Here is a 22,914-nt window from a genome sequence, read left to right as displayed (position 1 = left end):
TCTCCTTAAGCGCTATGGTGGCGGGCAAGCCAGGCTTTCCAGCCGCCCCACGCGGTGATATCCGTGGCATCTGAGAGTGCTGCTGGTTCGCAGATAAACCCTTTCACGTTGCGACCATCTTCAAGCGTCAATGTGCCGATCCCCAGTGGAGCCGGGATTTCCGCCACAAACTCGCCAAAGCGCGCCAGCGGGATATCCCACAGCTCAACTGCAATCGGTTGCCCTTCGGAACTGCGTGCAAGGCCCGGTTTCGGCGGCTGAGTATTAGCCAGCGCGTAAAGGCGGTAATTGGCGGCAGTAAAGGATTCTTCGATAAACACCGCATTACGGGTGGTGAGCTGGTGGTTGAGCGGCATTCCGCGCAGATGTGCGCCCACGACAGCAACGCGAACGTGATTGGCTGATGGTTTTTCGGCATTACTCGCAGGCAGCGTTTTATCGGTGGCGCCTAATGGCAAATTCAATGCCTGCTGCCAGCTGTTCCCGAAGTGACTCAACGCCTGGTCATGCCATGCGGGTGCGATAAGCGTTATCCCGGCAGGGATTCCATCGGCGCGGAAATCACCCGGCAGTGCTAAAGCACAAAGGTCAGCCAGGTTCGTGAAGTTGGTGTAAGTGCCAAATTGCGAGTTGTAGCGCACCGGTTCCTGCGCCATTTCAGCGAGGGTATGAATGGTCGGTGACGTTGGCACCACCAGCGCGTCAAACTCGCTGAGCTGTGCGTTAATTTTTTGCGCCAGCTCAGCACGGGTGTATTCCGCCTGCCAGGCATCGCAAGCCGTGTAATTCAGACCGTTTGCCACAATACCGCGCACGGTGGGGTCCATCGCTTCAGGCTTGTTTTTAAAAATCTCGCCAACCGCCACGGTGCGCTCTGCCACCCACGCGCCGTAATAAAGCTGCTCGGCCAACTGGTTAAAGGCCGTGAAATCAATCGGCACCAGTTCCGCGCCCTGCTGCTGCAAACGCAGCAAGGTTTTGGCGAATGCGTTTTCGCTTAAGGTGTCACCGAAAAATTCAAGACGGTCGGGAATGGCAAAACGGAGTTTTTCACTAAAGCGTGCCGGAGCAGTTTGCGGGTTTGAACGGGAGTACGGATCTTGTGGATCGTAGCCACCAGCAACGGCGGCTACGGTTTGTGCATCGTCAACGGTTAGCGCGAACACCGAAACACAGTCATTCAGGCGACATGCAGGGACGACGCCTGCGGTAGAAATCCAGCCTTTGGTGGGTTTCAGGCCAACAATATTGTTAAACCCGGCCGGGACGCGCCCGGAGCCTGCGGTATCGGTTCCCAGCGAGAAGCACACCAGTCCACGCGCCACCACCGATGCGGAGCCAGAGCTTGAGCCACCGCTGACATATTCCGGGTTAAAGGTATTTTTCACCGCCCCAAAGGGTGAACGTGTGCCAACTAACCCGGTCGCGAACTGGTCGAGGTTTGTTTTACCTACCACAATTGCACCAGCCGCTTTCAGACGAGCGATTACCGTTGCATCTTTTTCTGGTGTATAGGTAAAAGCAGGACATGCGGCGCTGGTGGGCATTCCGGCGACATCAATATTATCTTTCGCCGCAAAAGGAACGCCTAATAAAGGAAAGTCGGTCGCTTGTTTTTCACCAGAATTAATCGCCTGAAAAATTGTGGTTAATTGCGCATAGATTTCGTCATTCGTCGCAATATATATCCAGGCGTTATCATCACGGGATAAATCTGCATCTAATTGCTGATATGCCGCCACAAGTTGTTGCGGATGCTGGCGGTAACTGGCTACCCATTCAGACAAAGTCGCTACTGACATAAACTGGAATCCCATCTGGTATACAAGATGAGATGAATAAAGCATTTACCGTGCCAGGTATTTACAGCGCTGATAATCAAGAGATTTAAATATACCTAAGAACGCATCATTCATTTTTCGCACTCTTATAGAGCGAAGGATTAAGTTATTTATCCAGAAAGGTGCAAATAAACAATGTCATATTATTTTCTTATGTTTATTAATAAATCGGTCGTTTTGTAGAGTAGATAACCGCGGCACACATAAAAAATGTCATGCTCATGATTTGATAGTGTGATCAACCACCAGTAAAGCAAATTAGCCATACAATACCCTAAGTATCGGCTTAAATATGGCATTAACACCGAATACGAATGCGCAAAATAGAATACGATTCCATCACAGATCGAACTTAGGTGTAGCGCCAATAGCTGCTTATACTTCCTTAAAATGTCTAAAGGCAAACGAAAATGAATAAGCCCGTCCCTACCGGTTTATTGCAGCAACCTAAACCGTTTTTTATGATTTTTTTTGTTGAGTTATGGGAGCGTTTTGGATACTACGGCGTGCAAGGTATTCTGGCCGTTTTCTTCGTTCAAGAGCTCGGTTTTTCACAGGAACAGGCCTTTGTAACCTTTGGTGCCTTTGCCGCTCTGGTTTACGGGCTGATCTCAATCGGTGGTTACGTTGGCGATCATTTATTAGGAACAAAACGCACGATGGTTCTTGGTGCCGTGGTACTGGCGCTGGGCTACTTTATGACCGGTTTGTCGCTGCATAATCCTGATATGATCTTTATTGCCCTGGGCACCATTGCGGTGGGCAACGGGCTATTTAAAGCCAACCCGGCCAGTCTGCTTTCGAAATGTTATCCGCCAAAAGATCCCCGTCTGGACGGCGCATTCACCCTCTTTTACATGTCTATCAACATCGGTTCTTTGTTGTCTTTGTCTCTTGCTCCTGTCATTGCCAACAAATATGGCTACGCCGTTACCTACAACCTGTGCGGCATTGGCTTAGTCTTCGCATTGCTGGTTTATTTCTGCTGCCGTGGCATGGTGCGCGACATTGGCTCGGAACCCGATAGCAAGCCGATGAGCTACAAAAACTTACTGCTGGTTTTAGCGGGAACTGTGCTGATGATTTACGTTTGTGCCTGGCTGATGCATAACGTAAAAGTGGCCAATATTGTGTTAATTGTGCTGTCCATCATCGTGATTTTCCTCTTCTTCCGTGAGGCCGCGAAGCAAAACAAAAGCGATCGCAACCGCATGTACGTCGCTTTTGTGCTGATGATTGAAGCGGTACTGTTTTACATTCTGTATGCCCAGATGCCGACGTCGCTGAACTTCTTTGCTATCAATAACGTGCGCCATGAAATTCTCGGTTTTACTATTAACCCCGTCAGTTTTCAGGCTCTGAACCCATTCTGGGTGGTGTTCGCCAGCCCCATTCTGGCTTCGCTGTATACCCGTTTTGGTGCCAAAGGCAAAGATCTGACGATGCCGGCCAAATTCACTCTTGGCATGTTCCTGTGTTCGTTAGGTTTTTTAACTGCCGCCGCTGCTGGCATGTGGTTTGCTGATGCGCAAGGACTGACCTCACCCTGGTTTATCGTGCTGGTGTATTTGTTCCAGAGTTTGGGTGAACTGATGATAAGCGCGTTAGGTTTAGCAATGGTTGCAGCGCTGGTGCCGCAAACTATGATGGGCTTTATTCTCGGGATGTGGTTCCTGACCCAGGCCGCGGCCTTCCTGCTCGGCGGCTACGTTGCCACCTTCACGGCAGTGCCAGAATCCCTTAACGATCCGCTGCAAACGCTGCCGATTTATACTGGTGTGTTCAGCAAAATTGGCATCACAACCTTTGTTATCGCGCTGATTATGGCCGCAATGGTGCCGTGGCTAAACCGTATGATGAATATGCAACCGGAAGTGAAAACCGCTTAACTTCTTCGTCTTTGTTTCTTATCACGCCGCCTTCAACGAAGGCGGTTTGTGATAACACTTTCTGAAACTTAAATAATGGTGCCGCCTTTAGTTAAATCATCACGGCGCTGTTCCACTTCCGCTTTGTGATGATGGCCCTTCTGCGCAATGGCGTTACGTAAACGCTGCTGCTGTGCGTAACGGTCTTCGCGGGTTAATTCAGCATCGTCGCTCAGTTCAATCAGCAACTCATTCATATGCTCAATCACATTTTCAGTTACCGCTGCGTCTACGCGGGCAATTACGTCTTCAAGGTGCGCCATAACAATCTCCTTAATTTTTGTACCGACACCCTAACCTTTTCAGGTGAGGAATCAATAAATTTATCTCTATCGCTATGACTCGGCAGCAATTTTTCAAGCATAAGCATCACCGTCCTGCCCATTCACTCATGCATTTTGCAGAATGCATCCAGAGCATCGGACAACGCAGACGGATTTTCCCACGACATTGAATGCCCGCAGTCTGGTAATACTGTAGTCGTGATTTTCAGGGTTTGAACTTTAGTGAAATCGCTATCGGGCAAGTCCAGCCAGCGAACGCGGCAGTTTGCGATAGAGGAGAAAAACGATTCCATACCATTAATCTTCAGAAGCAGTATGGGAAGAAACACCCAATATTTTGTTCATATTGATACCGGTGACAGCAAAACCGTTAGTTTCATAGACCTGTCTGGCTCTGCGGTTATCAGCAGCCACCCGAAGTTTGATCTGGTTATAGCCTTGCTGAATTAGCCGCTCTTCCAGACTTTTCATCGCCTCACTACCCAGCCCCAGGCCACGAAACTGAGGAAAGAGATAAAAGTCGTTGATGTAAACAGATTTTAGTTCTGAGTCCGGCTTATACCATAGATAGCCAATATGCTGTTCTTCACCCAAATGGGTTTGTGTAATGCATAACACGACCTGCCCGGCACTCTTTTCACCGTCCGGGAAACTTGCCTCTGTCTCACGTCGCGCCTGTAACAAAGCATCCGCTTCGGATAGTCGATAACTACTGGCTATCTCACTTGCATAATCCACAACGAAGTAATCAATAAAGGCCAGAAAATCATGGCGTAACATAGGTCTGAACGTAACCATTTTTCATCCTTGTTTGTGTATTTACCGAGTCCAAAATATGACGCTTCCCAAATCAGGAAGCGTCCGTCGAGATTAATTCAATTTCGCTTTCGAGAAATCACTGCCATTCAGGCTAACGCTATAACCCGTAACATTACTGCGTGTTGCGTAGAAAGTTTTACCGTTTGCCAGTGGGATCCACGGCGCTTGTTGATAGAACACTTCTTGCGCCTGCTCATAGAGTTTAGCGCGCGCAGCCGGGTCGCTGATCAGTTTCGCTTTTTGCGTTAACGCATCGTAATCTTTGTCGCACCAGCGTGCGGCGTTAGAACCACTCTTGATGCTGCCACAACCAAGCAGAGTATCTGCGAAGTTATCCGGGTCGCCGTTATCACTCATCCAGCCAAACAGTGCGGAGGAGTGCTCACCCTTACGCATGCCTGAAAGGTATTCGCCCCACTCAAAGGTGACGATTTTCGCGTTCACACCCACTTTTGCCCAGTCATGCTGAATCATCTCGGCGATACGACGGGAGTTCGGGTTATATGGACGCTGCACCGGCATTGACCACAAATCCGTATCGAAGCCCTTCTCAAGTCCTGCTTGTTTTAACAGTGCTTTGGCCTTTTCAGGATTATAGGTGCGATCGTTGAGATCTTTATTGAAACCCAACATTGTTGGCGGGATTGGAGATTTAGCAATCGTACCCGACCCCATAAACACTGCATTGATAATAGCTTGTTTATCTACGGCGTAATTCAACGCCTGGCGTACCAACACGTTATCAAATGGCTTTTTGGTGGTGTTAAACGCCAGATAACCGACGTTCAGGCCATCTACCGTGTGTAAAGTCAGATCTTTGTCGGCTTTAATGACGTCAAATTGCACCGGAGCCGGGGCTGGAATAATCTGGCATTCGTTCTTCTGCAATTTCGCCATACGCGTCTGGACGTTTGGTGTAATGGAGAAGATCAGATGTTTGGTTGGCACTTCACCATTCCAGTAGTTCGGGTTCGCCACATAGCGAATCAACGAATCTACTTTATATTCCTGCAACGCAAACGGCCCTGTGCCGATTGGCGCAGTATCCACTTTTTCAGGTGTGCCCGCTTTTAGCATCGCATCAGCATATTCTGCGGAAAGAATTGAAGCGAAATCCATACCCCAGTCTGCAAGGAATGCCGCGTTAGGTTCGCTCAGGGTGAACTGAACGTGGTTATCATCAAGTTTTTTAACTTCGGTTATCAGCTTATCGAGCCCGACATCATTGAAGTATTCGTAAGTCGCCTGCGACACGTTGTGGTACGGGTTTTTCGGGTCCTTCTGGCGCATGACTGAGAAAACGACATCGTCAGCATTGAAATCGCGGGTCGGCTTAAACTCTTTATTGCTATTGAACTTCACGCCTTTACGCAGGGTAAAAGTATACGTTTTACCATCCGGGCTGATTTTCCATTCGGTAGCCAATGACGGTACCGGTAAGTTATCGCTTGGGCGAAATTCAACCAGGCGGTTATAGAGCGTCTGCGAACTGGCAACAAACGTAGGGCCGGAGCTGGCAATTTGTGGGTTGAAGGATTCTGGTGAGGCCTCTGAACAATAAACTAGCGTGTTATTCGCTGCAGCCAATGCAGCCGTTGCGGGTAAGAAACTGCTGAGCAACAGTGTGAGAAGTGTTTTCCCTGTCGACATAGTTGTGCCTTTTGTATGCTTGCCAAATGAAAAGTGAACTTATAATTTTGAGCGTCAATAACACCATAGCTCTTATATTCTGACAAATAACAAAAGGCTCTCAGGTTATTCATTAATAGTGATATTCGTGCGTTTTTACGCCACCGGCAGCACAATACACCACCACACTCATTTACAATGACGCAACAAACCGCTGTAAGATCGCTCGCGAAAAAGGCGTATCGCTCACTGCGGCTAATAAGGCATCACGGTCCTTGCCTTTCATCGCCACTCTTTCACTACGGCTGGTAATGATTTTATTCATCACTGGCGCACTAAATTCTGGGTGGAATTGCACCGAAAGTGCAGTCGATGAATAGCGGATAATTTGGTGCGGATCGTGACTGGATGCTGCAAGTACCACGGCACATGACGGTAACGTGAGCACGCTTTGCTCGTGGCTTAAAAACGTATCAAAAGATGTTGGCAAACCTTCAAGTAACGGGTCATGACGTGCTGCATCATTCAAGCTGACGGCAATTTGCCCCACTTCGCTGCCTTGCGGATGGTAATCCACTTTTCCACCCAGCGCGTAAGCCATTAACTGGTGCCCGTAACAGACACCTAATACCGGAACTCCCGCGCCGATAATCTCACGCAACCAGTTGGCCGTACGCTCACTCCACTCTTCATGGTCGGTGACCATCGCCCATGAACCCGAAATCACCGCACCGCTAAACGTACCCGCCGCTGGCAGTCGTTCACCTTCGAAGGGGCAAACAACTTTAATTGGGCCAACATCACCTAACGCGGCTTTAAACCAGTCAGGTTGTTCGCCAACAGCTGCGCGAATATCAGCGGGAGGGTGGCCCATTTGAACTAGCAATAACGGTAGTGTTTCTGACATTGATTGAACGCCCTATTGATTTTGGGATGACTTTAATCAGTAGCACAAAACCTGCGAACGCCCCAAAGACTTAAGTGCAATCGCCCGATAATTAGAAAAAAGTGCCATCTCTTCCGCCGTTTGCCTGTGCCAGGAATCCGTAAAATGGAAAGTGTGAAAATGGCTCAAGCGGAGCTGAAAACAGCAGGATTGATGACGTGGCAAAAACATTATTGCGCAGCGGATGCTTAGATGACTTCCTTTCGCTTGGCGAAAACGGGCAAACGGTTTTCGACTCAGCACTACAAATTCGCGAAACATTACGCTTACGCAAACAGCAAGCAGTGGTCGATAGCCTGGCGATACCTCAGCCAAACGATGAAGGCGATCGTGTTGACTGGTACGCCCCCTTTGAAGGTAGCGTTGTCAGTTGGGCTGCCGCCAGTGATGAGCAACGCAAAAAAGCCCTGCGCTATCTCGATAACTGCCAGGCCAACATCGCCTCGCTGATTCAGCGTTGCCAACAGGCGGAAAAAACGTCCATCCAACTTTTTGGCTCGTTGCTCGCCAATACATTGCAGTTTCCGGGTAGCCAGCATGTTTATCTGGTAGACGGGAAGCCAGTCATCACTTTTTGGGGCTTTGTGACGCTAAATAGTAGTGCCCGCCCTGATCCACTTGAATGCTTACGCATTGCTGAAGAACACGAGCCGGTTATTGAATTCCTGCCAGAACCGGCGCCTGCTGCGCCACCTGTCATGGTGTTAAGCGAACCCGATGAACCCCTCTATTCCGTGGCGGCACTCACTTCTGTGGCACCCCAAAATGATGAGCCATTGGTATCAGCGCCAGAGCCTGAAGTCGTGCGTGAAACTCCCGTCACGAAAAAGCCGAAGCGTTGGTTGCTACCTGTTGCAGCCGCCATCATCGCCTGTATCGCCGCCCCGCTCTCTTATTATCTGGTATCGGCACCACATGCCGAACCTTTAGCCCAGAAACAAGCGGAAGTTAAACCTCAGACCATCGCTCCGGCAGCCATTAAGGCAGCACCTGTGGCCCATGTTTCAACGTTGCCTGTCGCACAGGCTGCAGTCGTTGAACCACCAGCAGCGGAACCAGAACCTGCTGTAGTGGCAACAACTACACCGGCAGCTGAGATACCTAAAGGCACGCTGGTATTACCAGCTGATTCGCTAAAAATTGGCTCGACTAAATTCCTCAACGGTAACTGGCGTGTGGCCATCAACGTTAAAGATTCCATCACCGGCAAACCGCCTACGCTGCGTTATCAAATTGCTAACAACAAAGGCAATGTGCGGCTGGTGCATGGCGACAATATTGTCTGCAAAGCAGAAGTATTCTCAGGGCTTATGCAGTCCGGTACGTTGATGATTAAAACCCGTGGCAATGCGCGTTGTAGCGATGGCTCACGCTATCCGCTGCCGGAAATATCCTGCAAACCTGGCGAGAATGATGTCGCCGAGTGCAGTGGGCGCTACGAGGAGGACACCGTGGTTCCTGTGACATTTAAAAAAGTGGGTGATTAATCAATGTTTGCCACTCTGTATCCCTATAAGTCGAGCGTGACGCTCATTAAAGACAGCGGCATTCAGTTTCTGGATTTCGGCCTTGCTCCTCAGCCTAATGCTCCGCATACCGGGCGCTTTGTGCGTAAAACGGCGAACGGCCCGCTTTTGCGCCTTGATTACGATGTGATACCGGGCAAATTTACTCTGCCAGGCACGCAGGGTTCTGCTCCAGAGGTAGTGAAACCGGAAAGCACCATCACCCTTGGCCATTCTCTGAAACTGCTGGATAAAACCTGGCTGCCGCTGCCATTCCTGCGTTTTAACCCGCCACGAACTTTTGTGGGCGGCCCGGATAACTGGGCTCGAGTGCAGATTCGTTGCCTTGAAACACCTGATTCGGCTGGAAACACGGTACGCATTACCATCGCACTGGATACAAAAATCCTGGCTGATGATAACCCTGCGGCCCATTTGGCCCCCACGCAAAATGATGTCCGTAACGGAGCCCGTTTTGCCCTTGCGTGGCACAACGAAGAGATTAACGACTTTATCGATCAAACCTGGGTTGATGGCTGGCTGCGTGAAGTGTTCACACAATTCGCCACTCGCCACGAATCCAGAACAGAACGTGAGATCAGCAACGCGCTGAAAACCTTCGAGTACCAGGCGCACTATCTCAATATTATCGAGATGCTCGGCGCACAGCTTTCGGTGCCAGAAGTGAAAATTGTCACCGCAACGCTGCAAGCCCCGGCGATCCCTGTTGATCTGGTGCTGGATGTCGGCAATACCCACACTTGCGGCGTATTAATTGAAGACCACGGCGAAGCCAATGACGGCCTGCGCCAGACTGCCGAGCTGGAAATTCGCTCGCTCAGCGAACCGCAAACCATCAACGAAGCGATGTTTACCAGCCGCCTCGAATTCTCAGAAGCCAAATTCGGCAAACAGCATTTCTCGGTGGAAAGTGGCCGTGACGATGCGTTTGTCTGGCCGTCGATTGCCCGCGTTGGCGATGAAGCTCGCAGCATGGCTTCTGCCCGTTTGGGGACCGATGGCGCAAGTGGCATATCCAGCCCGCGCCGTTATCTATGGGATGAAACTCCGGCCAACCAGGATTGGCGTTTTAGCCAGATGGGTGTGAAAACTCAGCGTGAACCGCTGGCAACCGCATATCCCCTGATGAACCTGATGAATGACGACGGGCAACCGCTCTATTCATTACCGCTGGAAGACCGGCTGCCGGTGTTTTCGCCACAGTACAGCCGCAGTTCGTTAATGACGCTGATGCTGTGTGAATTGTTGGCGCAGGCGCTGATGCAGATTAACAGTGTCGGCTCACGCCAGAGCATGGGGCACCTTAATGCGCCACGTCAGCTACGCCATCTGATCCTGACACTGCCTTCGGCGATGCCAAAACAGGAGCGTGAGATCTTCCGCCAGCGGATGCAGGAAGCGGTAGGTCTGGTGTGGAAAGCAATGGAATGGCACCCGACAGACGATGGTTTCACCAGCGAGCGTGATTTCCAGAAAAGTGTCGTCCCGGTCCCAGATGTGCAGATGGAATGGGACGAAGCCACCTGCGGGCAACTGGTTTGGCTGTATAACGAAGCTCTGGTCAACTATGCCGGGCAAACGGGCAACTTCTTTAAAAGCCTCGCTCGCCCTGACCGCGAGTTAACCGCTGATGAACTACCGGGTAAAACGCTGCGCGTCGCATCCATTGATATCGGTGGTGGCACAACCGATATGGCTATCACCCAGTATCATCTTGATGATGGTGTCGGTAGCAATGTGAAAATTGCTCCGCGTCTACTGTTCCGCGAAGGCTTTAAAGTCGCGGGTGATGACATTTTGCTGGATGTTATCCAGCGCTGTGTGCTCCCTGCATTACAGGCTCAAATTCATCAGGCAGGTGTGGTTGATACCACCGGCCTGATGACCACGTTGTTTGGTGAGTCCGGGCGCATGGACACGCGAGGTACGCTGCGCCAGCAAACCGCGCTGCAACTGTTTATCCCTCTTGGGCATGCAGTGCTGTCTTACTGGGAAAATAGCGATCCCGACGATCACCACGCAACACTCGAAGCGACATTTGGCGAACTGTTGGCCCAACGCCCAACAGATAACGTGATTAATTATGTTCAACAGGCTGTGCAGCACGCACTGCCTGCTGATGCACCGGCGTTTGATCTGTTCAGCGTGCCATTACAGGTTGAACTGGCATCACTACAAGAGGCGTTACTTGCAGGGCAGTTCACTCTGAGCGCCCCGCTTCAGGCGCTGTGTGAAGTGATAAGCCACTATTGCTGCGATGTGCTGTTGATGACCGGACGCCCGGCCTGCTTACCAGGCGTGCAGGCATTATTGCGCTACCAACAACCGGTACCAGTGAACCGCATCGTCTGGTTGGATAATTATCAGACTCATGAATGGTATCCATTTAGCCAGCAAGGCCGTATTGGCAACCCGAAATCTACCGCCGCTGTTGGTGCCATGCTGTGCAGCCTGGCGATGGACTTGCGCCTGCCGGGCTTTAACTTCAAAGCCTCTGACATTCAGGCTTACTCCACTGTGCGCTATCTGGGCATGCTCGATGGCAACAACACATTAGTTGAGAAAAACGTCTGGTATCGCGATATCGATCTCGACGATCCGAAATCAACGCTTGATACCCGTCTGCATTTCCCACTGCGCGGCAATGCTTGTCTCGGTTTCCGCCAGCTTGATGATGCCCGCTGGCCTGCCACGCCGCTGTATACACTGGCGATTAACTCACCACAGTTGGCAAAAGAGATAGCCGGTGAAGGTGTGCTAAATGTACGCCTGCAACAAACTCGCGAAGCCGATGCTTTTGTGCTGGCGGAAGCCTGGTTGCAGGATGGCAGCAAAGTGCCACTTAACCAGCTCAGTTTTAAATTGAATACACTGGCTGGAAGCTACAGCGGAGCCAGCCATTACTGGATTGACAGCGGGAGCGTGTATCAAAAATGAATCAAATAACCTCAACGCTGCACCCTTTAGTGGACTGGGTACAACAGACTCGCCAGACTGTTCCCCTGGTGGAAAATGAAGCCAATGGCCTGCTGCATAAACTGGCCACACTCCACCAGCGTCAGCATCAGCTTGACTTACAGGCGGAGCAACCGCTAACAATTGGCTTATATGGCCACTCTGTCGCGGGCAAGCATCACCTACTGACCACGCTACTGGGCGATAATCATGAACGTATCGAGATTATGCTCGGCGGAAAAGTGCTGGATTATCTGACGCACATTAACCCGGGGCATGCGCCCGGTATTGCCGTGCGTTTTACTCGCCGCGAACTGCCGGTTGCGGAACATTACCCGTTGCTCATCACGCTGTGCAGTACAAGTACGCTTGCTCAGCGTATGATTCGCCAGTATCACGCCAATAGTGCTACCCGTTTTGCGCAGCCTGAGGTGATCGCATTAAAGCTCAAAGAGTTACAGTCTCGCCGCCAGGCACAACCGATGCCTGGGCTGACACCGCTGCAATTCTCTGATATTGCACAAACTTACCAGCAAGTGGTTCGCCGCCAACATCATCTGGATAATACGTTGTGGCAGCAAATGGCCGATCTTCTGCCGTGGCTAAGCTGCGCCGATCAAGCCACATTGCTGGCACCACTCTGGGGAGATAACGCCACTATTACCGCTCAATGGCAGCATCTTGCGCAGACGTTGAATCATTTAGGTTACGCCCATCAGGTTTTAGCTCCCGCCAGTCTGTTGGTGGATACCTTCCTGATTCCGGTAGAAGGCTTTTTGATCCCCACCACGCCTGACGAACCAGAAATGAACGCGGATGTTCTGGTTTGCCCTCTGGTCAATCAACAAGCCGGGACACATACCAGCCTGGCTCAGCATGATTTACAGCAGTTGAGCGCTGAAATTACGCTTTCGCTTAACTACCAGCCACGACTGGCGCAGGTTGAAGTGGTCGATATTCCCCTCGCGCAGCTTGATGATTACGCACAATATCTACAGCCCGATAAATTAGTGGTATGCAATGCGGCAGCCGAGCGTCGGGGAGTAAATGCAGCAGGTAAAATGCTGGCGCGTTGGGTCGATAAAACCCAGGCCAGTAATGCCACAACACCAGGTCTGATTTGGGCGATTACTCCGCGCGATGCCCGTTTTAGCGGCGCTAACCTTGATGAAGGCGTGCAACGTGTTATAGGTCTGCCAGGTAAACGTTGGGGGACTTTGCAAGCACTGGATAGCCGTAATATGCACCGTTTGCTGGAGTGGCTTGCCGATGCGCTGGTTCCGGCACAGCGGACACTGCGTATTGAGATGTTGCAGGCCGCGCTGAATGCGGAAGTCAGCGCCCTATTCACCCATATGATTGAAGACGAAAACCTTACACCGGAACACGCACGTTCTCAGGCTGAAGGTCTGGTGCGCGCGCTGCAATCCCACGCGGCCCTTTATGGTGAACTGCTGGCAAGCCTGCTGCCGGAGCGCCATGTCTTACAGCAACGTTGGGTAAGTCATCAGCAATTACGTAGCCACCAGCCGGCGGGTTTCCATCTGGATATCGATCTGTTTGCAGAAGTAGACAGCAGTGAAACGCAAACGCGCAGCCCCAACAGTTTTGCCAACGTAGTACATCTGTTGTGGATTAATCATTTGCGTCAGTTGGCAACTCACCGCGAGGTTGCTCATCTTTCCGGGCTGGATAACACCCAACTCCAGGCACTTTGCCAGTTGTTGATTGTCGCCAGTTATCGCCTGAAATTACCTGAACAGCTAGAGTCGGCATTGCGCCACGGTGATGGCAGCATGGCGCAGGAAATCACCTGTGTGACAGCTGTATTAGGTGATTTTGTTAGCTGGTTGGGTTATGCCCATGTTGATCCAGCTTTGCGCCCGGCAAGTCGGGTGAATAAAGGCTCACCTGTGTTTGCACCACAAAAACAGGCGACAGCCAGCAACCGCCTGGTGCGCTTGGGCGAGCAACCCGCGCGCGGCAACACGCTTTATGTCTATGACTGGTTGGTGGCGCTATATACCCGCGCGGTGGAAAACATCGGCTATCGCCATCCGCTGGATGTGAGCGATGCTCAGAAAGCGAAACTGAAAGCGTTGTTGAATTTGTAACCCTGCAACGGGTGGATAATTTTTGCGCTTATCCACCCGACAGAACCATCATAGCGGGCAATACATCTGACCGTTGCTAAAACTCCAGTCATCAGTCTGATTAAATTGAATAACTACCATCACATCATCAGGATGGATAGCTAATTCCTGATGCAAACGCTCGCTAAGTTGGTGGTAAAAGCTCTGCTTTTGTTCGCTAGTACGTGCTTTCCCGGCAGTTATCTGGAACAAAATAAAGTTATCACTGCGTTTACCGCTCAGATATTCACGGTCAAATACGCGCTGGCTGATGGGCAATCGCTCGAAAACCTGAAATTTATCTTTTAGCGGTACCGCAAATTGCCCAGTCAGGCTCTGATGCAAAATCTCAGAAATATTTGCCAGCTGTTCATCATCATAATGTTCACCAAGGGTGATTCGGGTAAAAGGCATTAGAGAGTCTCCTCATCCATACAACTTAGCGCGGAGACCGCAGCAGGCCAACCTGCGTAAAATGCCAGATGGGTGAAAACTTCCGTCAGTTCCTCATTGCTCAAACCATTTTGCCGGGCAAAGTTCAGATGCCATGGCAATTGTTGCATGCGCCCAAGAGCGACCAGAGTTGCCACCGTGATTAAGCTGCGATCGCGTGGCGACAGTTGTTCGCGCGTCCATATATCATCAAAAAGCACGTTATTGCTCAGCTCAGCAAGCTTCGGGGAGAGGCGGGAAAGCGTATTTTTATCGAGTGTTTTGCTCATGTAGTTCGCTCCTGATTGACAGTGAACTCATCATGGCGCAATAGTTACGTCCACAAAATCGCATAATTCAAAACTAACCATCCCGATTTTAAGGGCAATAATGAACAAACTGGCCCCGACTCTCGATCTGGATGCACTACGAAGTTTTGTTACCGGCATTGAGTCCGGCAGTTTTGCTCAGGCGGCGACTCGCTTGTCCCGTTCAACTTCGGCAGTTAGCGCGCAATTGAAAAAACTGGAACGACAGTGTGATGTCGCTCTGGTGGTAAAAAAAGGACGGCACCTTGAACTCACCCGTCATGGCGAAATGTTGATGGGCTACGCGCGGCGAATTCTGGAGCTTAACGATGAAACTCTGCGCGCCCTGAAAGATGAATTGCTGAAGGGTGAAATTCGCATTGGGATGCAGGAAGATTTTGGTGAATCACTGATGCCAGGAATACTTGGCCAGTTCAAACGCCATCATCCCGGTGTCAGGATTGTGGCAAAAGTCGACCGCAACCAAGCCCTACAGACTGCACTTGATAACAGCCAACTCGATATGGCGCTGATGTGGCAGCCTGCAACAGCATCCAGCCAGGGCAAGCTTCTTGGGCAGTGCAAACTGGAATGGATCCATCATCCGGACTTAGACATTTCCGCACTGCTGGCAAGTGGTGAACCCTTGCCGCTAGTGATGTTTGAAAACCCATGTCTGATGCGTTCAAGAGCAACCGAATGTCTTGACCTGGCGGGTATTGCCTGGCGGGTTATATTTGTCAGCCATAGCCTCAGTGGTATTTGGGCGGCAGTTCAGGCCGGACTTGGGTTGACGGTACGGACCCACATTGGTATGCCCAGCAATCTACATAAGACATCTCATCTTCTGCCTTCACCAGGATCGCTGGGTATCACGCTTAAACAGCTGAAAATATCAGGCGTCGATAACAGTGTACAAACTCGCCTCGCACAGTTAATGGAAGAGGCGTTATCTACGCTCAGCTATTGAAAGAGCACCCATCACCCTGCCAGCCGGTAGTTTTTAGGAATTGCTCCCACGTCAACGCGTGTGGGTTAGTCTGCCTGCTCCACAAGAGATCGCGGTCCGGGCGGTAATAACCCTGTTCAACGGCGTATTCTGCCATTCCAATAACCTCTTCTACCAACCCGCCCATTTGTGCAAATGCCGGGAAATGGTTTAGCAGTTCCTCACGCGTCACAGCCGAGCTATACACCGCCTTTTTTCCCGTGACACGGATAAAGGTTTCGACCATCTCAGCAGGCGTGAGCATTTCACCAATCACCGGCAAAGTACGGCCTGCGTATTTGTCATGATTATCAAAAATCTCCAGTACCGCCGGGCCTGTTGCAGTCAGTGGATCGACAAAAGGCGCACGAAAATCTTCCGGTAAATAGATGGGGAAAATTAACGTATCGTCGGCCTTACGCGGCTGGTAATACTCAAGCAGATTGGTATAGAAAAACGCCATCATAATAAATGAGCTGGAAATAGGCAGCGTACGGATGTACTCCTCAACTTGGCCTTTATCGGTAAAGTGCGGCACCCATTTTTTACCCTCAGTAATTTTCCCGACGTTTTCCAGACTGCTGAAAACCAAGTGCTGTACACCTGCTTCAATTGCCGCATCAGCGATTTCTTTGCCTAATGCGGTTTCATGCGTCTGCGCGTTAATTGCTTCCGGGGTGATGCCGGGCGTCAGCATAAACACCCCATGTGCGCCTTTAAAAGCCTGAATAAACTCGTCTTTGTGCCCCAAATCCAGCGGCACATTAATGAGCTCAGCCCCTAAATGCGCGAGCTCCTGTGCTTGCGGTGAATCTACCCGCCGGGTTAATGCACGCACCTGATAGCGCTTGCTTTCCAGCAACGTGCGCACAACGCTGCGCCCTTGTTTGCTCAACGCGCCTACCACGGTGATTAATGGTTTGTTCTTTACTGACATGGCCCTTCTCCTGATCATTCTTACGTGTCTGGCTTGAATTATCAGGACATCTGAGGGATAAGAGAAATCGAATGATTTATATTAAGGAATCCACCCGATGGATACCACACGCATAGATTTGAACTTACTGCTCACACTTGAAGCGCTACTTGCCGAACAGAATGTGACCAAAGCGGCTGTACGACTGCATCTCAGCCAGCCTGCGGTTAGCGCGCAACTTAACCGCCTGCGCGATCTGTTTGATGACCCGCTGCTGATTCCTGCCAGGCGAGGAATGACACCGACGGCCAAGGCGCTTGAGTTGATTATCCCTGTGCGCGAGTCCCTCGAACAATTGCGGCACACGCTGCAATCGCACAAAGATTTTCACCCTGAACGCGCGAACCTGACCGTCACGATTAGCTGCACCGATTACACCCAGGCCGCAATTGTGATGCCGCTGGTACTGGCTCTGCGGCAACAGGCTCCAGGTGTGCGTATTGCCGTGCGTGCCTATAATCCTGCGCAATTTGAACAACAGTTGGCGAGCGGTGAAGTTGATATCGCCATTGCGTCACAGGATGATTCGAAACCGCACCTGCGTTCGTACCATTTGTTTGATGAAATTTACGTGTTGATTGGGCGGCGCGACCATCCGGCACTGAAAGAAAACCTCACCATCGAGGAGTTTGTCGAGCTGGAACATGTGGTTGTGTCACCCACCGGAGGCAGTTTTACGACTCCTGTTGATGACGCGCTAGCAACCTTCGGGCACAAAAGAAATGTGGTTATGTCGGCGGCAACCTTTATGTTCGTACCGCAAATCGTCTCGGTGAGTGACTTGGTGGCTTTGGTTCCGCGCCGCTTATTACTAACGCAGCCGCAAGAATTGAGGGTCACTGAATTACCATGGCTTGCAGAGCAGTTTGACGTGAGTCTGGTCTGGCACGAACGCAATCACGGGCACGCTGGTCATCGCTGGGTTAGAGAGTTGATTGCACAGATCATATCGCCCACGTAACCACGTTAAATTGCTGGGAAATGCATTTAATCCTCACTACACTCGATGACACCTTAACATTTAAATAACAAAAGAGGTGTCATATGCCACGAACATCCCCTGTCTCTATTTCGATGCTGATCAATGGACTGTCCGTTGATGCACAAAACCAGGCAACTTTTGAACGCCGCAATCCGCTAGATGAACACGTCGCGACTATCGCGCCTGCTGCCACCGTCAATGACGCTCGCGCAGCAGTCGAAGCCGCAAGCCTGGCATTTGTCGCCTGGTCACAAACTCCGCCAAACCAGCGCCGGGCTTTGCTTTTCAAAGCCGCTGATGCGCTGGAAGCCAAACAAGCTGCATTTGTCGCCGCGATGGCGGCCGAGACAGGTGCTACCGCTCAGTGGGCTGAATTTAATGTGCATTTAGGCGCCGGGATTCTGCGTGAAGCCGCAGCTCTCACCACGCAAATTAATGGTGAAGTTATCCCATCAGATGTGCCAGGAAACCTGGCAATGGCAATACGCCAGCCTGCGGGTGTCGTGCTGGGAATGGCACCGTGGAATGCGCCCGTGATCCTTGGCGTGCGGGCTATTGCCACACCTCTGGCCTGCGGTAACTGCGTAGTACTGAAGGGTTCCGAAATCGCCCCCGCAACACATGGTTTGATTATTGATGCACTCAATGAAGCCGGATTCCCGGCGGGTGTAGTCAATTTTGTCACCAATGCGCCACAAGATGCGGGAACCGTAGTGGAGACGATGATTGCTCATCCCGCAGTGCGCCGAGTGAACTTCACCGGTTCAACGCACGTCGGAAGAATTATCGCGCAAACTTGTGCTCGTTATCTCAAACCTGTGGTTTTAGAGCTGGGCGGCAAAGCACCTTTGCTGGTTCTGCATGATGCTGACATTGATTTGGCGGTGAACTGTGCGGCGTTCGGAGCCTTCGCCAATTCTGGGCAAATCTGCATGTCAACCGAGCGCATTATCGTTGACGAACGGATAGCCGATGAATTTGTAGCAAAATTTGCAGCTAAAGCGACGAGTTTGCCATGCAGCGACCCACGCCTTGGCCCTACCGTGTTGGGTTCAGTTGTCGATGTACAGACGGTTTCGCGCTGCAATGATTTGATTGATGACGCATTGGCAAAAGGTGCAAAACTGGTTGCCGGTGGCAAAGCGGATTCCACCCTCATGCCCGCTACAGTGCTGGATTTTGTCACTAATGAAATGCGCATTTACCACGAAGAATCCTTCGGGCCGGTAAAAGGGATTATTCGTGCAAAAGGTGATGAAGAAGCGCTGGCTATCGCCAATGACAACGATCTTGGCTTGTCTGCTGCGGTATTCAGTCGCGATACCGCTCGCGCATGGAATATTGCCAGCCGCATTCAAAGCGGAATCTGCCACATCAATAGCCCAACGGTGCACGACGAAGCGCAGATGCCATTCGGCGGGGTTAAAGACTCAGGTTACGGACGTTTTGGTGGGCAGGCAGGGGTACGAGAGTTTACCGAACTGCGCTGGATCACCATGCAAACCCAGCCACGACCGTTACCATTCTGATGCGGTAAGAAACGTACGTTAACCTATTCTAGCGTACGTTTTTCGGCAAACAGCCGTAATGCTGCTGAGATCGGGCTGTAAATCGTGAACTTGAAAGATACCCGCTGCGTTAGGCAATTTCGCCAATCGGCAGCGCGGTGGTTTGCAACTGAGACAGCGCATACGACATGCGCACCTCTTTGTGCCATTATGATTTCATTTTGTGCCAAACGCTCAGTGATTATTAAATTCCCACAAGCGGTTGAAATTTACATCATTCAAATTTCTGTCGGCGGCATTATTACCGTTAAATGGCCGTGCGGTCGTGGCAGCACTTCCCCACGGCGACAGAGAATCATAACCGCTATCAATCGTTGAGTTCATCACCACCACCTGACTGTTCGAGGTTTTACCCGGCAAATATCCGGTCGTTTTGGCCCCTTGATCCCAGGCCCGTCCAAGTTTTGCGAAGTAGCCGTTTTTGAAACCGCCATCGCTGGTAAAGCGGCTGTTTTTCACCAGGAACCCGTAAGGGTTATCCGGCAACGTGTTAGGTGCCAACACAAAGGCTTCCTGCGACTGTCGCGATGAGACAGTATGGAAATGCACGTTATCAAACACTGCATTCGCACGACCAAACACGTAATCCACATCGCCTTCAATGTAGCTGTCTTTGATGAATACGCGGCTGACTCTGTCTGTTACGTAGCGGTTTTTCTCATCGCTGGTATTAACAAAAAAAGTATCCTGGCGGCCAATCAAACGTACATTTTCAATCTGCACTTTGTCGCCATCGGTTCGCAGGGCCACGCCCTGGTGCGCGTTACCATCCACGGTGTCGAGTAAGGAATTAACCACCGTCAGATTGGCAAGCTGGAAACCATGACTTTGCGACCAGAGAACGGCTGCGCACGTGGTGGCGACCACCGGCGTGGTTTTGTTAGCACAGGATTGGTACATCTCCCAGGCCGGATCACCCGGTTGATATTGCCCGCTCGGGTTGACGGTTTTGCGCCAGACTTCCGGTGAAATCATTGAGTCGAGCGCCAGTTGAATCGTTACATGCTGCGGGTTTTCACCTGCGCCAAACAGCGTGACTGGCGGTGCATTCATCGGAATGTAAACCGTGCCTTCATAGACGCCTGGCAGGATTTTTATCACAACGCGCTGGTTCGATTTCGTAGCCTTTAATGCGGCATTCACCGCCTGCTGCACTGTGTGGTACGGCGCATCTTTGCCGACAACCCATGGCGTATCAATATCTTTTAAATTCAACGCCTCCGGTTGCCACGGCTCATTTTTCGCCATCGCAATTATTCCGCCACGGGCGAAGACGTTTTGTTCCGTAAAATGATCCGCCTCGCTCTGGCTAAGAACCGGGCGAGTGCTGCTCCCTGGTGCCTTGTGAGAGGTGAGATTTGGTGAACTGCATCCTTGCAGTACCAGAGGGATACAAAGCACAGCTAGAGCAGAGTAGCGAGGTAATGACATACGTTAAGCCCCTGTCTTTTATTAATGTTTTATTTGAAAAACCAAAGGCCAATTTAAATAAAACATCATTTTAAAAACATGAGGAGCGCGGCATTTTCGCAATTGCTCCCTGGGAAATATCGGTAGCTGGTATTTATTTCTGTTTTCTGCCAGGATTTGTTTATTCATCAACCAACTGAATATATAAGGAGGAACCCATGCTGCTGTTTCGTGAAATTTTGTTTATTTCACATACCTTTGGTGATCGTCATAGCTCAAGCGTTATCGATATCGCACTGCGATAATCCGGCTTGAGCGAAGCAACCAACTGCAATCCCTTCCCTCGGGCTTACCGGGTTATCGTCAGCCATATTTGACGAGGCGTTTTCGCGCCTGTAACTCTTGAGTAAGCAACAATGAGCACATTATTAACCGCACAATCCCTTAGTCTTGATACTGCTTTCGGCCCTCTGCTGGCTGACATCACTTTTACGCTTAAAAAAGGCGATCGCCTGGGCTTAATCGGCCACAACGGCTGTGGTAAAAGCACCCTTCTTAAATTGCTTGATGGCACAATCGAACCCAATAGTGGCAGCGTGACGCGCGCGCATCACTGCTTATTGGCGCGTGTCGAACAGCATTTACCTGAAGATTTACATTCACTCACCTTACTTGAAGCCGTGATAGCGAGACTGAGTGAAGCACAACAACATACCGATGGCTGGCGAGCACAGGCGCTCTTAGCCAGCATGGGTTTTGATGAAAGTGCATGGCAACTCACCGCCGGAACGTTAAGCGGCGGGCAACACACACGTTTATTATTGGCGCGCGCGTTGATCACCGAGCCGGACCTCTTGTTGCTTGATGAACCAAGCAACCACCTCGATTTACCCACGCTACTGTGGCTGGAGCAGTTCTTACGTAACTGGAACGGCAGCTTTGTGCTGGTTTCTCACGATCAACATCTGTTGGATAACGTCACCAACGGAACATGGATCCTGCGTGACCACGGACTCAGTTTCTTCCAGCTACCCTGCTCTGCGGCCCGCGCAGCGCTTGAAGAGCGTGACCGTACCGATGCACACCGCCATCAGTCCGAGCAAAAGGAAATTGACCGCATAGCGGCCAGTGCGAAACGTCTGGCAATTTGGGGCAAAGTCTACGACAACGAAGACCTTGCCCGTAAAGCTAAGCAAATGGAAAAACGCGTCGACAAACTTAAGGACAGCCAAACTGAGTTAAGTGCTGCGAACCTATGGCAACTGATACTCAAAGGCGAGGCATTACCCGCTAATCGCCTGCTGGAAATGGAAAACCTGTCGGTGAGTCCGGCACCAGATTGTCCTCCACTGTTTAACCTGGCTATGCAGCGCATGAAAAGTGGTGATCGGGTGGCAATAATCGGCAAGAACGGCTGCGGAAAATCATCTTTATTACGCCTGCTGTGGCAACATTATCAGCAGTCGCAAGATGACTCCACAATCCGCCTGCATCCACGCGTAGAGATGGGTTATTACGACCAGACACTTCATCAGTTACGTGACGGTGACACCTTGATCGAAGCACTCGAACCTTTTGCGCCGTTATCTGAGCGCGATCGCAAAATGGCGTTAATCAGCGCCGGATTTGCCTGGTTACGCCATGGGCAAACGGTGAGCACTTTGAGCGGAGGCGAACGATCACGATTGCTGTTTGTTGGGCTGACTCTTGCGCGTTATTCGCTGCTACTGCTTGATGAGCCAACCAACCACCTGGATATGGAAGGCAAAGAGGCGCTGGCGGAAACACTGCAAAGTTTCGAGGGTGGCGTGTTGCTGGTTACACACGACCGGACATTAATCGCTAAAAGCTGTAACCGCTTCTGGTTGATTGATAATGGCGAACTCAGCGAGTGGCACTCACTTGAGGGGCTGTATGCGCAGCTGAAGAATGACAATGCCGACATTGTGACAACGTCACAGAATGACGAGTCATCAACGGCGGTTCAGGTTCATTCGGAAACTGAAAGCTGGTTGGAACGCTTGGTTGAGCTGGAGGAGAAGCTTGCGCAGGATTTAGCGCGCAAGCAAAGTCATCAGAAACCAGCGCTTCAGCAGCAATGGCGGATGGAGATTGCCGCGCTTAATCTGCGGCTGGAAATGGAGTAAGGGTTGGGGCCGGACAGCGTTGGGCTAATCCGGCCTATTGAGG

Annotated in this window: 18 protein-coding genes and 1 pseudogene; 8 read left to right on the top strand and 11 right to left on the bottom strand. The window is 51.0% G+C overall.

Annotated elements, in window-relative coordinates:
- Nucleotides 1-5: 5 nt before the first annotated feature.
- Entirely contained in the window at nt 6-1,802 is a 1,797-nt protein-coding gene (gene atzF / locus M977_RS21480) for an allophanate hydrolase (protein WP_064518781.1), read from the bottom strand.
- A gap of 449 nt (nt 1,803-2,251) precedes the next feature.
- On the opposite strand from atzF, the gene dtpB reads away from it, so the two are divergent.
- On the top strand, nt 2,252-3,730 hold the full coding sequence (dtpB, locus tag M977_RS21475) for a dipeptide/tripeptide permease DtpB (RefSeq protein ID WP_064518780.1): 1,479 nt from the start codon (nt 2,252-2,254) through the stop codon (nt 3,728-3,730).
- A gap of 68 nt (nt 3,731-3,798) precedes the next feature.
- Here the strand turns inward: dtpB and M977_RS21470 are convergent, their stop codons facing one another.
- The 5 genes from M977_RS21470 to M977_RS21450 form a co-directional block, all read right to left on the bottom strand.
- Nucleotides 3,799-4,032 carry a DUF2526 family protein gene (locus M977_RS21470; protein WP_064518779.1) on the bottom strand — a complete coding sequence of 78 codons (234 nt, stop codon included), beginning with the start codon at nt 4,030-4,032 and terminating at the stop codon, nt 3,799-3,801.
- A 122-nt stretch (nt 4,033-4,154) separates the two neighbouring features.
- Nucleotides 4,155-4,346 carry a hypothetical protein gene (locus M977_RS21465; RefSeq protein ID WP_064518778.1) on the bottom strand — a complete coding sequence of 64 codons (192 nt, stop codon included), beginning with the start codon at nt 4,344-4,346 and terminating at the stop codon, nt 4,155-4,157.
- Between the two features lie 4 nt (nt 4,347-4,350).
- Entirely contained in the window at nt 4,351-4,851 is a 501-nt protein-coding gene (locus tag M977_RS21460) for a GNAT family N-acetyltransferase (protein ID WP_064518777.1), read from the bottom strand.
- A 72-nt stretch (nt 4,852-4,923) separates the two neighbouring features.
- A complete protein-coding gene (locus M977_RS21455; protein ID WP_064518776.1) occupies nt 4,924-6,522 on the bottom strand; it encodes an ABC transporter substrate-binding protein in 1,599 nt (532 codons plus the stop codon).
- Nucleotides 6,523-6,694: 172 nt separating this feature from the next.
- The gene (locus M977_RS21450) at nt 6,695-7,408 is read right to left on the bottom strand and encodes a glutamine amidotransferase (RefSeq protein WP_064518775.1); all 714 of its coding nucleotides are present in this window, start codon (nt 7,406-7,408) and stop codon (nt 6,695-6,697) included.
- A 197-nt stretch (nt 7,409-7,605) separates the two neighbouring features.
- On the opposite strand from M977_RS21450, the gene M977_RS21445 reads away from it, so the two are divergent.
- From M977_RS21445 to M977_RS21435, 3 genes are read left to right on the top strand one after another with little or no spacing between them, the layout of a single operon-like run.
- Nucleotides 7,606-8,934, top strand: coding sequence for an SrfA family protein (locus tag M977_RS21445; protein ID WP_064518774.1), 1,329 nt, complete (start codon nt 7,606-7,608; stop codon nt 8,932-8,934).
- A 3-nt stretch (nt 8,935-8,937) separates the two neighbouring features.
- Nucleotides 8,938-11,910, top strand: coding sequence for a virulence factor SrfB (locus tag M977_RS21440; RefSeq protein ID WP_064518773.1), 2,973 nt, complete (start codon nt 8,938-8,940; stop codon nt 11,908-11,910).
- Nucleotides 11,907-14,042, top strand: coding sequence for a virulence factor SrfC family protein (locus tag M977_RS21435; protein WP_064518772.1), 2,136 nt, complete (start codon nt 11,907-11,909; stop codon nt 14,040-14,042). Before M977_RS21440 ends, M977_RS21435 begins: the two co-directional genes overlap by 4 nt.
- A gap of 48 nt (nt 14,043-14,090) precedes the next feature.
- Here M977_RS21435 and M977_RS21430 read toward each other — a convergent pair whose 3' ends face one another.
- Together M977_RS21430 and M977_RS21425 are read right to left on the bottom strand one after the other, a co-directional pair.
- The gene (locus M977_RS21430) at nt 14,091-14,474 is read right to left on the bottom strand and encodes a tautomerase family protein (protein ID WP_064518771.1); all 384 of its coding nucleotides are present in this window, start codon (nt 14,472-14,474) and stop codon (nt 14,091-14,093) included.
- Nucleotides 14,474-14,782 (bottom strand): carboxymuconolactone decarboxylase family protein, encoded by a 309-nt coding sequence (locus M977_RS21425; RefSeq protein WP_064518770.1) that lies wholly within the window; start codon nt 14,780-14,782, stop codon nt 14,474-14,476. The genes M977_RS21430 and M977_RS21425 overlap by 1 nt, the downstream gene beginning before the upstream one ends.
- 100 nt (nt 14,783-14,882) lie before the next feature.
- Between M977_RS21425 and M977_RS21420 the strand changes: the two genes are divergently transcribed.
- Nucleotides 14,883-15,770 (top strand): LysR substrate-binding domain-containing protein, encoded by an 888-nt coding sequence (locus M977_RS21420; RefSeq protein WP_064518769.1) that lies wholly within the window; start codon nt 14,883-14,885, stop codon nt 15,768-15,770.
- Here the strand turns inward: M977_RS21420 and M977_RS21415 are convergent.
- A complete protein-coding gene (locus M977_RS21415; protein WP_064518768.1) occupies nt 15,760-16,725 on the bottom strand; it encodes an NmrA/HSCARG family protein in 966 nt (321 codons plus the stop codon). The two genes, M977_RS21420 and M977_RS21415, sit on opposite strands and share 11 nt — an antisense overlap.
- 97 nt (nt 16,726-16,822) lie before the next feature.
- Here M977_RS21415 and M977_RS21410 point away from each other — a divergent pair, with 97 nt between their 5' ends.
- Nucleotides 16,823-17,725, top strand: a complete 903-nt coding sequence (locus tag M977_RS21410) for a LysR family transcriptional regulator (RefSeq protein WP_064518767.1) — start codon at nt 16,823-16,825, stop codon at nt 17,723-17,725.
- An 83-nt stretch (nt 17,726-17,808) separates the two neighbouring features.
- Nucleotides 17,809-19,275: an aldehyde dehydrogenase gene (locus tag M977_RS21405; RefSeq protein WP_064518766.1), complete on the top strand. Its 1,467-nt coding sequence runs from the start codon at nt 17,809-17,811 to the stop codon at nt 19,273-19,275.
- A gap of 28 nt (nt 19,276-19,303) precedes the next feature.
- Here M977_RS21405 and M977_RS24665 read toward each other — a convergent pair.
- Together M977_RS24665 and M977_RS21400 are read right to left on the bottom strand one after the other, a co-directional pair.
- Nucleotides 19,304-19,456: pseudogene (locus M977_RS24665) on the bottom strand (helix-turn-helix domain-containing protein); the annotation flags it as partial.
- A 32-nt stretch (nt 19,457-19,488) separates the two neighbouring features.
- On the bottom strand, nt 19,489-20,745 hold the full coding sequence (locus tag M977_RS21400; RefSeq protein WP_064518765.1) for a putative acyl-CoA thioester hydrolase: 1,257 nt from the start codon (nt 20,743-20,745) through the stop codon (nt 19,489-19,491).
- Between the two features lie 395 nt (nt 20,746-21,140).
- Between M977_RS21400 and M977_RS21395 the strand changes: the two genes are divergently transcribed.
- A complete protein-coding gene (locus M977_RS21395; protein ID WP_064518764.1) occupies nt 21,141-22,871 on the top strand; it encodes an ABC-F family ATP-binding cassette domain-containing protein in 1,731 nt (576 codons plus the stop codon).
- Nucleotides 22,872-22,914 lie beyond the last annotated feature (43 nt).

Origin of the sequence: Buttiauxella gaviniae ATCC 51604 (genome assembly GCF_001654835.1) — a bacterium.
Classification (GTDB): Bacteria; Pseudomonadota; Gammaproteobacteria; order Enterobacterales; family Enterobacteriaceae; genus Buttiauxella; species Buttiauxella gaviniae.
Note: the sequence above shows the minus strand (reverse complement) of the source record. Positions and strands in the feature narration are given on the sequence as shown.